Annotated in this window: 17 protein-coding genes; 5 read left to right on the forward strand and 12 right to left on the reverse strand. The window is 54.1% G+C overall.

Translation table 11 applies throughout. From position 1 onward, the window contains the following. Positions 1–49: 49 nt before the first annotated feature. Positions 50–1,048: an MBL fold metallo-hydrolase gene (locus tag ABFX35_RS09505; protein WP_346080518.1), complete on the reverse strand. Its 999-nt coding sequence runs from the start codon at positions 1,046–1,048 to the stop codon at positions 50–52. Positions 1,049–1,254: 206 nt separating this feature from the next. Here ABFX35_RS09505 and ABFX35_RS09510 point away from each other — a divergent pair, with 206 nt between their 5' ends. Further along, positions 1,255–1,539, forward strand: a complete 285-nt coding sequence (locus ABFX35_RS09510) for a hypothetical protein (RefSeq protein ID WP_346080520.1) — start codon at positions 1,255–1,257, stop codon at positions 1,537–1,539. Positions 1,540–1,589: 50 nt separating this feature from the next. Here the strand turns inward: ABFX35_RS09510 and ABFX35_RS09515 are convergent, their stop codons facing one another. The 4 genes from ABFX35_RS09515 to mgrB form a co-directional block, all read right to left on the reverse strand. Then, on the reverse strand, positions 1,590–2,957 hold the full coding sequence (locus tag ABFX35_RS09515) for an amino acid permease (protein WP_346080522.1): 1,368 nt from the start codon (positions 2,955–2,957) through the stop codon (positions 1,590–1,592). A gap of 189 nt (positions 2,958–3,146) precedes the next feature. Continuing rightward, complete coding sequence (locus ABFX35_RS09520; protein ID WP_279023507.1) at positions 3,147–3,461, reverse strand: phage protein NinX family protein; 315 nt, start codon at positions 3,459–3,461, stop codon at positions 3,147–3,149. 108 nt (positions 3,462–3,569) lie between these two features. Continuing rightward, positions 3,570–3,842 (reverse strand): YebO family protein, encoded by a 273-nt coding sequence (locus tag ABFX35_RS09525; RefSeq protein WP_095848438.1) that lies wholly within the window; start codon positions 3,840–3,842, stop codon positions 3,570–3,572. A 97-nt stretch (positions 3,843–3,939) separates the two neighbouring features. Further along, the gene (gene mgrB, locus ABFX35_RS09530; RefSeq protein ID WP_095848437.1) at positions 3,940–4,062 is read right to left on the reverse strand and encodes a PhoP/PhoQ regulatory lipoprotein MgrB; all 123 of its coding nucleotides are present in this window, start codon (positions 4,060–4,062) and stop codon (positions 3,940–3,942) included. 186 nt (positions 4,063–4,248) lie between these two features. Between mgrB and ABFX35_RS09535 the strand changes: the two genes are divergently transcribed. Continuing rightward, the gene (locus ABFX35_RS09535; RefSeq protein ID WP_346080524.1) at positions 4,249–4,482 is read left to right on the forward strand and encodes a YobH family protein; all 234 of its coding nucleotides are present in this window, start codon (positions 4,249–4,251) and stop codon (positions 4,480–4,482) included. Between the two features lie 37 nt (positions 4,483–4,519). Here ABFX35_RS09535 and ABFX35_RS09540 read toward each other — a convergent pair whose 3' ends face one another. Further along, positions 4,520–4,759, reverse strand: coding sequence for a DUF2766 family protein (locus ABFX35_RS09540; RefSeq protein WP_095848435.1), 240 nt, complete (start codon positions 4,757–4,759; stop codon positions 4,520–4,522). A 196-nt stretch (positions 4,760–4,955) separates the two neighbouring features. On the opposite strand from ABFX35_RS09540, the gene ABFX35_RS09545 reads away from it, so the two are divergent. Together ABFX35_RS09545 and ABFX35_RS09550 are read left to right on the forward strand one after the other, a co-directional pair. Then, a complete protein-coding gene (locus ABFX35_RS09545; protein ID WP_279023501.1) occupies positions 4,956–5,168 on the forward strand; it encodes a YccJ family protein in 213 nt (70 codons plus the stop codon). Positions 5,169–5,648: 480 nt separating this feature from the next. Beyond that, positions 5,649–6,035 (forward strand): helix-turn-helix domain-containing protein, encoded by a 387-nt coding sequence (locus ABFX35_RS09550; protein WP_095848433.1) that lies wholly within the window; start codon positions 5,649–5,651, stop codon positions 6,033–6,035. Between the two features lie 780 nt (positions 6,036–6,815). Here ABFX35_RS09550 and ABFX35_RS09555 read toward each other — a convergent pair. The 3 genes from ABFX35_RS09555 to lysM form a co-directional block, all read right to left on the reverse strand. Continuing rightward, on the reverse strand, positions 6,816–6,980 hold the full coding sequence (locus ABFX35_RS09555) for a hypothetical protein (RefSeq protein WP_346080527.1): 165 nt from the start codon (positions 6,978–6,980) through the stop codon (positions 6,816–6,818). A 22-nt stretch (positions 6,981–7,002) separates the two neighbouring features. Further along, positions 7,003–7,143 (reverse strand): hypothetical protein, encoded by a 141-nt coding sequence (locus ABFX35_RS09560; protein ID WP_279023495.1) that lies wholly within the window; start codon positions 7,141–7,143, stop codon positions 7,003–7,005. Between the two features lie 120 nt (positions 7,144–7,263). After that, entirely contained in the window at positions 7,264–7,704 is a 441-nt protein-coding gene (gene lysM, locus ABFX35_RS09565; RefSeq protein ID WP_279023492.1) for a peptidoglycan-binding protein LysM, read from the reverse strand. Between the two features lie 216 nt (positions 7,705–7,920). Here lysM and ABFX35_RS09570 point away from each other — a divergent pair, with 216 nt between their 5' ends. Next, positions 7,921–8,112 carry a YdfD/YebW family protein gene (locus ABFX35_RS09570; RefSeq protein WP_095848431.1) on the forward strand — a complete coding sequence of 64 codons (192 nt, stop codon included), beginning with the start codon at positions 7,921–7,923 and terminating at the stop codon, positions 8,110–8,112. A 114-nt stretch (positions 8,113–8,226) separates the two neighbouring features. Here the strand turns inward: ABFX35_RS09570 and ABFX35_RS09575 are convergent, their stop codons facing one another. The 3 genes from ABFX35_RS09575 to astB all read right to left on the reverse strand — a co-directional run bounded on the left by ABFX35_RS09575 (position 8,227) and on the right by astB (position 12,227). After that, positions 8,227–9,306 carry a porin gene (locus tag ABFX35_RS09575; protein ID WP_346080530.1) on the reverse strand — a complete coding sequence of 360 codons (1,080 nt, stop codon included), beginning with the start codon at positions 9,304–9,306 and terminating at the stop codon, positions 8,227–8,229. 582 nt (positions 9,307–9,888) lie between these two features. Next, positions 9,889–10,872, reverse strand: coding sequence for a succinylglutamate desuccinylase (gene astE, locus ABFX35_RS09580; RefSeq protein ID WP_279023486.1), 984 nt, complete (start codon positions 10,870–10,872; stop codon positions 9,889–9,891). Between the two features lie 14 nt (positions 10,873–10,886). After that, on the reverse strand, positions 10,887–12,227 hold the full coding sequence (gene astB / locus ABFX35_RS09585) for an N-succinylarginine dihydrolase (protein WP_346080533.1): 1,341 nt from the start codon (positions 12,225–12,227) through the stop codon (positions 10,887–10,889). Between the last annotated feature and the right edge of the window lie 96 nt (positions 12,228–12,323).

Consider the following 12,323-nt stretch of genomic DNA (forward strand, 5'->3'; position numbering starts at 1 on the left):
TGCATAGCTATGCAGCCACGCGGCTTGGCGCCCAGGCACCTCATGGCCGCTAACGGCAGCCAACGATATCTATCCGCTCGCCGATTTTCAATGGTTGAAAACCATGCGGCGTAATGCCCGCGGCGCTCAGCGCCTGGTGCAGTTGCTGCGGAGGTTCATCCAGCGACTCATCGGCCAGTTCGAACACCCCCCAGTGAATAGGGAACGCCCGCGGCGCATTCAGTTGCTGGTACAACTGGACGGACTGCTGCGGATCCATATGCTGCGTTTGCATGAACCAACGCGGCGCATAGGCGCCGATCGGCAACGCCGCCAGATCAAACGGCCCCAGGCGCGCGCCGATCTCCGCCAACCGGTCGGAATAACCGCTGTCGCCAGAGAAATAAAAGCGCAACGCCGGGTGGTGGATAACCCACCCGCACCACAAAGAACGGTTGCGATCCCACAGGGTGCGCATGCTCCAATGGCGTGCGGGCACCGCGTGCACGGTCAGATCGCCCAATGCCAGGCTGTCCCACCAATCCAATTCTTCAACACGCTGAAAACGATAACGCCGAAACCAGCGCTTCAGCCCCAACGGCACCACGCAGGTGGCCTGCGGGAAACGCCGGGCCAGTTGGCGGATGGTGCGCCGATCCAAATGATCATAATGGTTATGGGAGATCAGCAGGACATCCACGGCGGGCAAGTCTCGCACCGCCAGCGGCGATGGCGTTTTGCGTTTCGGGCCATAAAAACTGAGCGGCGAGGCGCGCTGCGACAGCACGGGGTCAATCAGCACATAACGCCCGCCCAAGCGCATCAATACCGAAGCATGGCCCAGCCACCATACGCTATCGTTACTGCCCTGCAGATTGGCCTGCTGCCACCAGCGTTGAGTAAACTGCTGGTACCCCATTTGCGGCGGCTTGGGCAAGCCAAGCTTTTTGCGCTCGGCCCGCCAGCGCTGTAAATCGCCCTCCTGGCGCTGGGTGGGTTCCAGGTTGCGAAACCCTTGCGGCGTATGATGCGCCTTGCTGGCATTGTAATAACGGTTAGTGATCTTCATCGGCGCTCTCCGGTAACCCACAGCCATTTTCATCCAAAGGATAAGATAATTATCACAAAATGGGGCAAACTCTCTATCGCCACTGACCTTTCGCACTATGTTGTTGTCACAGTTGTGGTCATGCAATAAGGGCCGCCAGAGCCCGTTAAGCATTTCTTAAGAACGTTATGTTTTACTTGTTTCGGTCATTCAATGAAGGGGAAATTATGGGCCGTTCTACAACACGCAAATTATCTGCCCGCAAGGGCGGCATCCGCAGCAAACTGCTGGCCCAGGTTCAATACGGCAAAATGTATTTGGCCATGAAACTGCGGCGGGCGCGTATCCCTGCGCCGTTGGTGGCGCTGTTTGGCGCGATGCTAAGCATTCTGATCCTGGGGCTGCTGATAGCCAGCGTTGTCGCGATTGATATTATGACAACCCTGTTCCTGCTGTGCCGCAAACTCTTGGGCCGCAGCCACAAGGCTGGAGCCTTAATGCCACGCGGATAAAACGCCAGAGGCGCCCAAGGGCGCCTCATTGTTATTGCCGCAGGCGGCGTTTATTTCACCGCGGCCGCTTTACCACGGCGCGTCAGCAAGAACCCGACCCACAACAGCAGGATCCACACCGGGATCAACAGCACCGAAATCCTGATCCCTTCGCTGTAATACATAATCACCAGAATCAGGCCAAGGAACGCCAGGCACAGATAATTGCCAAACGGGTACCACAGCGCCTTAAAGCTTGGGATCACGCCCTGCCGGTTTTTCGCCGCACGGAATTTCATGTGCGCCAGGCAAATCATCACCCAGTTAATCACCAGCGTGGAAACCACCAGCGCCATCAGCAGCTCAAACGCCTTGCCAGGCATCACGTAGTTGATTAACACGCCGATGGAGGTCACCAACGCCGACAGCGCAATCGACAACACCGGCACACCGCGTTTGTTCACCCGGGTCAGCGCCTGCGGTGCGTTGCCCTGCTTAGCCAGGCCAAACAGCATGCGGCTATTGCAGTATACGCCGCTGTTATACACCGATAACGCCGCGGTGAGCACCACCACATTAAGGGCCGTCGCCACCAGGTTGCTGTTGAGCGCATGGAAGATCAACACGAACGGGCTGCCGCCATCCGCAACGTTACTCCACGGATACAGCGACAACAGAACCACCAGCGAACCAATGTAGAAAATCAAGATACGATAAACCACCTGGTTGGTGGCCTTGGGGATACTGGTACGCGGTTCTGCCGCTTCTGCCGCGGTGATGCCCACCATTTCCAGCCCGCCGAACGAAAACATAATCACCGCCATCGCCATGATAAGCCCAGAAATACCGTGCGGCATAAAGCCCCCCTGCTGCCACAGGTTGCGCACGCTGGCTTCCGGCCCGCCGCTGCCGCTGGCCAGCAGATAAGCGCCAAAGCCAATCATCCCGACGATCGCCGCCACCTTGATAATGGCAAACCAGAACTCGGTTTCACCGTACATCCGTACATTCACCAAATTAATCAGGTTGATCAGCACAAAGAACAGCGCCGCCGAAGCCCAGGTGGGGATCTCCGGCCACCAATACTGAACATAAATGCCGACAGCGGTCAGTTCCGCCATGCCGACCAGAATAAACATCGCCCAGTAATTCCAGCCGGAAAGAAAACCGGCGAAGTCGCCCCAGTATTTATAGGCAAAATGGCTAAACGAACCGGCGACCGGCTCTTCCACCACCATTTCGCCCAGTTGCCGCATGATCAAAAAGGCAATAAAGCCCCCTATCGCATACCCCAACAGTACCGATGGCCCCGCCATTTTGATGGTTTGCGCGATGCCGAGAAATAGCCCGGTGCCAATCGCTCCGCCAAGCGCAATAAGTTGTATATGTCTGTTTTTTAAACCGCGTTTTAGCACGGTATCCTGAACCTGGCCGCCCATTTTATCCTCATATGACTGAACATCCCGCGTAGTTAACGCAGAATATCGCGCGTTAGCACGTGTGAATGCGGGCGGTTTTTTAACATTTAACCCCGGAGGTAGCAAGGAGTAGCGCCCCCTGGCAGGCAAAAGGGGCGGTTTTCGGCAGAAATGAGCGCGGAAATGGGGGATGTTATCCGTTATGCGGCGTTAGCATTCAACGCCTTCGGCCTGGCGGCTTAGCAGGAAGCAAATCATCGCGGCCCGCAATGGGCTATTGCTGTCTGCCTGCCATTCGCCCTGTTGGGTAGCGATGCGTGCCAGCCAGCGATCGGGCTTGCCCTGGCTGTCGGCGTTCAGACTAATTTTGTTGGCGCAGATAATCGGCCAGGCGTCAGAGGGGTTCTTACAGTAGTCTTTACCTTTAATACCGCCGTAGGGGTACCATTTGTCCGGGTTTTCCCCGGTGAGCAACGCAATGCTGCGGTTAACCTCAGCGTCGCTTTCTTCATGCCATTTAATCATCGGCTTAATCCATCCTGTAGTAGTTTGGACTACCTTACGACGCCGATACGACAGATTTATGACAGCCGCCGTGGGGCCACGGCGGCATACAGGTAAAACACATAGCGATCAGCGCTCGGGCACAAAACCGCTAAAATCCAACCCGGGGGCGGCCTCGTCCGTCGAGGCGGTTTCTTCCCCCGGCGCATCCTGCACCAAGCGTTTCAGCAAGGCCGTTTGTTGGCGCTGCTGTTCCGCAATTTCCTGCAGCAGACGTATCTGCTCATTTGCCCGCACGCTGGCACGGTTGACCAGGAACCACAGCCATAGCCCCAGGGCCACCGCCAGAATGCCCACCGCTAACGAAACCAGGCCCGCCGGGCCAACACCTAAATCGAACATGGACTACCCTTTCAACGGCAAAAAAAAGACAGCACACATCTTAGCATTCCCCAGGGGATACCAACATCATCTGCAAAGAGAGCATAGTGCCGAACCGTCACCAGGGAATAAAACGGGTAATGGAGCAAATACCGAGCGCAAAGCTCCCATCTTCATCACAGTAGCTATCCAGCGCAAGCAGATAAAAGAACAGGCATGCTGCAAGGATGGCAATTATCATGAGGATTTTTTTCCGCAACAAAATTAGCAGCCTCATTGTTAACGTGTTAATAGGTTCTTAATGCTAACACACCCAACCTAAACAAACTTTAACGATACGTTAAATCCTATCTTTCAGACTGTTACTGTTGCCTGGCGCGGGCAGCCGTGGCTAGATCGTGCCTGCAATCGACAATAAGGAGCGAACGTGAAGAAATTACTGAAGTTGTGCGTACTGTTGGCACTGCTCTATGGGGCATTGTTGTTCTCCGGCTACGGCGTGCTCATCGGCAGCCAAAAAAACGTCGCGGGCCTGGGCCTGCAGTGCAAATATCTCAGCGCCCGTAACGTGGTGACGGCCCAATATCTCAACGGCGAGAATGGTGTGATCGGCACCCCATCCTGCCCGATGCTGAAAAAAATTGAGACAGTGGTGGACTGATCACACCACGGCTTATCTGGCGGCGTGAGTTACAGTGTCACGAGCGTTCGAATTTCATTTCAATCAGCGCGATGGCCTTTTCAACCGCCCGCCGGGTAACCGGATCCGCCCCCGCCGGGTTGGATGAGAAATCAACGCTTTTCAGTTGATTGGCCATTTTATCCCGGACTTCCGTCGGCGCAATCACATCGATCACATCCAGTATCTGTTTAATAACCAGTTGGCAGGCGACCAGATCGGACACCAATTCCTGATCGTTGCTCAAAATCGTAGACATAATAATCTTCCTTCTTATTCAGCGGCGGCACAGAATAACATGCACCGCGTGATTTTACCGCCGCCTGGCCGCGCAAGCCCTGATTTTTCAGCATAAATACGCCGTCAGCGCCGGGAAAAACTGCCGGACTGGCCTATACTTTACCTATCCATTGCGATATCGCATGCCACATTGATGCATAAAGAGGGAGTTTTTTATGGCAAACCACAATATCAAATCCTGGGCTAGCGTGCGGGAAACCTCCGTTGAAATCGCCGAAGCGATTTTCGAAGCCGCTGGCGATGACGAAGTATTAGCGCAGAAAATTTGGGAAGAAGGCAGCGACGAAGTGTTGGCGAAGGCATTTGCCAAAACCGACGCCAACCAGCTTTATTGGGGCGATGAAACCGTCGAACGCAAAAACGTGTAACGCACAGAAAACGAAAGCCCGGGCCATCGCCCAGGCTTTAAAGGAACGTCAGCCCACACAGGGGCATATCAATCGGCCAAAAATCACTGTTTTTCACCTCCCACACCTTCCGCATTATTTGCCATTATCGTAGGGGCAGCCATAAAAGCAGCAACGCCCACAATCACAACCAAAGTAATAATCACTGTCATTAACATGCGATCACCCCATCAACGCTACGTTGTTACGGCTAGCTTTTGTCTTGGCTGTTATCACTGCGGCCTGAACCACTTGAGGCGGTAGCGGGCAAATTCAGAGTACCCCTTTTTACATTAGCCTGACAACAGGTTCTCTACGCATGGCCGCGGACGCGCTCCCCCCAATGCCGGGGTGGCCCGCTGGATTTGTCTGAATTAAACGGCGCGCGGCGGCCGGTTTTTTTGTCCCCTGCCGCAAGTTGTGTATACTTCACGATCATGTAGATCTCACACAGACGCGCTGATGATTCAAGAACACCACCTCTCATTGGTCTGCGCCCTCAGCAAATGGGTTGAAACCCACCTGGGGCGAGTCATTCACCTGGAAGAACTGGCTGCGTATTCCGGTTACTCACTGTGGCACATGCAAAAACTGTTCAAGGAAGCCACCGGGATATCGCTGGGCAAATATATCCGTGAGCGCCGTTTAGCCGGAGCGGTGTATCAATTGCGCAGCAGTGATGCCTCTATCTTCGACATTGCCATGGACTTTGGTTTTGGCTCGCAGTCGCACTTTACCTATATGTTCAGGAAGCGTTTCAACATCACGCCTTATGATTTCCGCCAGGATCTCAGTGTAGATCTGCATATCGACCCGCCGTTGCATATTATCCATCAGAAAACCGCGTGAGTGCACCTAGCCCAGGCCACTACGCGCAGCCCTCGCCCCAACCCGTGATAACTCGTTAAAATAAAAGAAAATAAATCGAACAAAGGCATTCTATGCATTATGGAATGACGGGTATTGACGATCGCTAACGGCGGATGGGAAATCCAAAAGAAGGGATAAAATACACATTAATTGCGCCAGGCCACAGAATATGGGCCCAGCGCCAAATAAATTATTTTAAACAACCGGCTTAGTTTAGCGCCACCACCAATAAAGTAGCGATAGAAACCCAAAACGCTGCCGTTACAATAACGACATGGGACAATCTTGCACGGTAGAGTATTTGGCTCATAACAACCTCACAGGCATCAACTAACAGTGTTGGTAATTCAGTTCATGAGAAGTATCTTAATTGCCTATTGGCGTTAATTACTTGCTGGAGATCACTATTTAACCGCACCCGCCTAACGGGATTAAAAATATGGATGTTAGATCACACTTATCCAGTATAACGCCGGCAGCATGAGTACAAATATCCTGCATCACATCACCGAAACCGGGTTACCCGCCCGCTGGCAGGCCCGTTCTGACGGGGAAGGTGCAGCAATGCGCCGGAATGGCAGCCCGCAGCCCCCACCCCGCCATTGGTATCCCTTACTTTATTGCTTTTTATTTGCGCGAAAATCGCCACGCTATTTAACCATCCGATTGCACCAATAAGGAGCAAATAGGCGAATGCGCAGTGAAATGTATATTTGCCGCTGCGCTTAGCCGAGCGACAGCGCATATTTTAGCCAAACACTAAGTCGCCTTAAGGTAGCAATTTTGCACATCAACGCCTTCATGCGCGGCATGGGTATCTGAAAAATAAGTGATGCCGAACAGTATCGATACCACGAGCAGTACAGCAACCAGTAGCCCAATGATAGCGAGCAGTTTCGTTTCGTCGTGGAGATTGTGCTCCATGTTTTCTCCTGTGTGCATGACGTTATGTCAACCACAACGTGACTATGAGCGCCAAAATGATCAGCGAGCAGGATGCCATTGCCAGTACGGTGATGGCAAACGGAACATCCCCCAGCGCGTCACGGTCATCGGTTTCTTTTAGGGTATTGCGGGTTTTTTTCACGCAGTTTGTCTTAATTCATCACGCCAACGGCGTGTGTGTCGCAGGAGTATATCGCATCTGTCATCAAGCGAATAAAAAAAACCGGTCTATGACCGGTTGGTAACGTTATGCGGGCAGAGCTTACTGCGGGATACGCAAAACCTGGCCTGGATAGATCTTGTCCGGGTGGGTTAACATTGGTTTGTTGGCTTCGAAAATTTTATTGTACTGATTCGCGTTGCCATAAACCGCTTTGGCGATGGCGCTCAAGGTATCGCCCTTTTTCACCGTGTAAAATTGGCTTTCAGCCGCGCCCTGCGCCACCGCAACATGGTCTTCAACACCGCTGATGCCAGCCACATTGCCGACGGCTACCAGGATCTTCTCTTTCAACTCCTGGCTAATGCCTTCGCCCGTCACCACCGCTTTACCATCGACAACCTTAACATCAACTTTATCGGTATCCGGCAGCCCACTCTTGTCCAGATGCTCTTTCAGCTTGGCGCTTTGATCGGCGGCATTACCGGTAACGGTGTCCCAAAGTTTTTCGCCAGCTTCTTTGACGAAATTAAACAGTCCCATATTCACTCCTGTTGATGGTTGTGTTGTTACCTCTATTTAAGACAGGTTAAGCTTAGCAGCACACGTGATTTTTTCAATTAGCCCCGCGCGATTAAGCAGTTAGCGTATTTTTCACCTATACTCAATGCGTCGCCCCCTGGCCAGATTCGTTACGGCTTCTTCAGGAAACCGACAAATCCTGGCGGCATTTGGCTGTGTCAGTAAGGAAGGAAAGCGATGTATGCATTAGTGATGTTTGTATGCTATCTGGATGGCGGCTGTGCCGACATTGTGGTTGACGTACTGCGCGATGAGCGCCAATGCCTGTTCGCAATGAAAGAACAGAACCTGCGCCATGCGGGGTGTTACCCGGTTGAAGACTGGATTGACGGCTTCTGGCTGCCCGCGCACGAATACGCGCCTTTCTAACCCCCACCGACGATGCCTCTTGAGCCCTATCGCCCGCCAATTCAACAAAAATACAGGGCCGCGCAACATGCGTAGCCCCGTCGTGATTAGCAGGTCCGTTTAGACACCGGCGCTTTAGAAGCGGTAGGTCAGGCTGACAGCCAGCACATCATCGCTGTTAAGATTCAGTGGGTTGTTATCGCTCAGACGGTTGATTTTATAATCAACATAGGTGTACATGTTTTTGTTGAAGTAATACGTTGCGCCGATTTCAACGTATTTCACCAGATCGGCATCGCCGATGCCCTCAATGTCCTTACCCTTCGACTGTACGTATGCCAGAGACGGGCGCAGGCCATTTTCGAACTGGTACTGGGCAACAATTTCAATATCCTGGGCCTTGTTGGCAAAGCCGGTGGTGCCGCGAACGTTGATTGGCGTCAGGTTGCGGGTTTCCGCATACATCGCCGCCAGATAGAGTTGGTTAGCGTCGTATTTGATGGCGGTTGACCATGCCGTGGCGCTATCGCCCTGCCCATAGGCCAGTGTTTTTTGCGCGCTGGTGCGGTTGGCCGCCGAATAGGCCGCAACCACGCCGATACCGGTGCCGCCAATGTCCTGATAGTTTGCAGACAAGCCATAGCCATCACCGTTCTGGCGATTCACCGGGCGGCTGGTTGCGTCGTTCTTGCCCTGGTATTGCAACGCAACGTTCAGGCCATCAACCAAACCGAAGAAATCGCGGTTACGGTAGGTCGCCAGGCCGTTAGAACGCCCGGTCATAAAGTTGTCGGTATTGCTCAGTGAGTCACCGCCAAATTCTGGCAGCATATCGGTATAGGCGGCGGCGTCATAGACCACGCCATAGTTACGGCCGTAGTCAAAGGAGCCGTAATCGCCGAACTTCAGGCCGGCAAAACCCAGGCGGGTTTTGGTGCCGGTAGTGCCTTCAGATTCTGCATGGTTGGCGGCAACATGATATTCCCACTGCCCGTAGCCAGTCAGTTGGTCGGTGATCTGGGTTTCACCTTTAAAACCCAGGCGCACGTAACTGGTGTCGCCATCGCTGCTGCTGTTATCGGTGAAGGTGTGTTTGGCATTGACCCGGCCATACAGATCGAGCTTGTTGCCATCTTTATTATAAATTTCTGTTGCGTGCGCAAAAGACGTGAGGCTACCTAGCACCGCTAAGGCTAATATACTGCGTTTCATCATTATTCATTCCTAGATTTTGAATTAATACCCAAACGTCATGCCCAACTTATATTGTTGAGCTATGATCTTGTAGTTTTTATAGGGCCCTGAACATAGAGCTCTGTGACATTATCATTATGTTTCCAAAGTTAAAATAAAAAAATTCCGCCGGTAGCATACGCAACCTGTTGGCGCCGTATCACAAAACCAGAAAAATAAAATTTAAGATGTTGATTATTAATGAAATAATAAATGATTACTTCATGATTACGCGATAGATTATGCAGCAAAAACGCATTGCGTTTGGTTGTTTTTCATTCAGGATTAAGGGCTTGAAAGTATAAATTATAGTGATGGCGCTATCCGTTTTACCTATAACTGATCGTAATATATCCAAACGGCAAAGCGGAAAATACCGGTCAGCGTTAATCGAATATTTAATTTAAACAGGCACGTCGGGCGGTATGATATTACCGATTTATGAAACAGAGAAGGATATATTTTAGGCGGTTATTATCGGTTAAATGAAACAGGAATCGCACCGGCGGCCAGACATAAAATGGCAGATGCGATCCCTAATAGCACAAAGGCCTATTCACAGACTCAGAACAGCGTACTGCGCGCAACCTCGGTTAACACCAACCCGGCACGCAACCCCAGCGCCACATTCGGGTTGGGGAACAGGATCCACGCCTTGGCATGTTGCACCCGATATGCCTCTTGGGGCTGTTCGCACACCAGCATCCCCTCGGGCAACTCGGTAAAATTGGCGGTGTCATCGCTCAAATACAGACGAAACGCTGCGCTGCGTTTAATCAGCGATGTCTCAACACGGAACACCCGTATCGGCGCCCCCTGCCGGGCTGGCAGCGGCTCGCCGCTGGTCACCGCCTGCAGCACGCGTTCAATAGCGGCAAACTGCTGCAGATCGTTTTGCCCAAACGGGCGCGCCTTGCCCAACTCCAGCGTGCAACTGGCTGCCCCGGCATGCTCGCAGGTAAAGTGGCTGAAGGTTCCCCCCGGCTCACTGTGCAGCACCAGACCATCCAACGCCGCCGCGTCCAGCGCCGCCAGCAGCGTATGGCTGTATGGCCCTGGCTGGAAAGGCAAAATGCCAAAACGTGGCAATCGTGAATCCCGGATCGCGGTGTGCAAATCATAGTGAAAACGCTCAGCGCTTTCGCCGGCGAAAAAGGCCGCAATCGCCTGTTCCAACAGTTGCACCCGCGCCGTTTCGCCGCTGGCGGGGAACGCCTCGGCGCGCCCGCCAAACATCCGGTTCATATCGTTGTGCAGATAACGCTTGCCGGCGCGCATCGCTGCGGGGTTGCCAAGCATAATCAGCATCTTCGCCGCCAGCGGCCGGCGCCCGGCCAGCAGCGTGTTGACCAGGTTGTTCAACAGCTCAATGGGCGCGGTTTCATTGCCGTGAATGCCTGCCGACAAGACCACTGCCTGGCGGTAGCCGTGCAGCGGGCAAAGCTCCAGTATCCCTTCCCCCAACCAGCGCCACCGCAGGTTTTGGTTCTGCCCTTGTGGCTGGGCGGGGGTTTCGCCCGCCAGCGTCAGGGCTAATAAATCCAGCATATGCACACCTTTGTTTAACGTTGGAATGCGTAAATCGCCCCCAGCCCCAGGATCGCCGTCAGCGCATCCAGCGCTTCCCGCCCTTCCCGCAACAGCTGCGGATCGGCCAGGTCCTGCTGGCTTAGGCGATCGCGATAATAGCGATCCACCCAGGCGTTCAGGGCGGCAAAAAGCCGGTCGTTCATCAGCACGCCGGGGTTCACCGCCTGCAGTTCCTGCTCCGTTAAGGCAACGCGTAACCGCAGGCAGGCCGGGCCGCCGCCGTTGCGCATGCTCTCGCGCAAATCAAACACGTTAATCTCGTCAATCGGCCCACCCGATGCGACCATTTCATTCAAATAGCCCCACACGCCGCTGTGCTGGCGTGCTTCTTCCGGCACCACAATCAGCATGCGGCCGTTCGGCTTGGTCAGGATCTGGCTGTTGAACAGGTAGGTCGCCACCGCATCCGCCACCGAAACCCGCTCGGTGGGGACTTCAATCGCCACCAGTTCCTGTTCCAGCGTCGCCATTTTGCGCCGCACTTCATCCAGCGCCTGCGCCGGGTGCAAAAAGGCCTGCTGATGATGAAACAGCACCTGCTGGTTACTGACGGCGATAACGTCATTATGGAACACCCCCTGATCGATCACGCTGGGGTTTTGCTGGATAAACACCGTATGGCGCTCATCCAACTGGTGCAAGCGGCTGATGGCCTCGCTGGCTTCCCGGCTCTGGCGCGCGGGATAACGCACCGGCGCCACTTCCCCGCCGAACTCCTGGCGCCCATAGACGAACACCTGCACGCTTCGCTGGCCATAGTCGCCGCCCAGGCGGTTATGGTTGGCCGCGCCTTCATCGCCAAACAGCGCCACCTGCGGCAAAGCGGCATGGTGCGCAAAATGCTGTTCGTCGCGAAAAATCGCTTGCAGCACCGCCGAGGTGGTTTCCGCCTCGATCGCCCGGTGGAATTTATTGTTCAGGTTGGCTACGGTGAAATGCACCCGGCCATCCGCACTGTCTGCGGAAGGCGAAACCGTCGCCGCGTTAGCCGTCCACATCGGCGAGGCAGAGCTTAATGCGGATAACAGCCGTGGCGCTGTGCGCATCGCCTGTGCCAGAACGGCTTCGTCGGAACCGGCAAACCCCAGTTGGCGCAGCGTCGGAATATGCGGCCGTTCCTGCGGCGGCAACACCGCTTGCCGGAACCCCAGATCCGCCAACGCTTTCATTTTCAGCAGCCCTTGTTTCGCCGCCAGTTTCGGGTTGGACAGGCTGTTTTGGTGCTGCACAGAGGCTTCATTGCCATATGACAACCCGGCGTAATGGTGCGTCAGGCCCACCAGCCCATCAAAATTGACTTCATATCCCGGCATTTTATTCTCCTGCGGCGCCGGCAACCGAGGCTGCCGGCCGCCGACTTATTTGATGGCTTTCGGGCGGGGAACCCCCGGCCCGGTGCAAACAATACA

Source organism: Gibbsiella dentisursi (assembly GCF_039539505.1).
Taxonomy (GTDB): domain Bacteria; phylum Pseudomonadota; class Gammaproteobacteria; order Enterobacterales; family Enterobacteriaceae; genus Gibbsiella; species Gibbsiella quercinecans.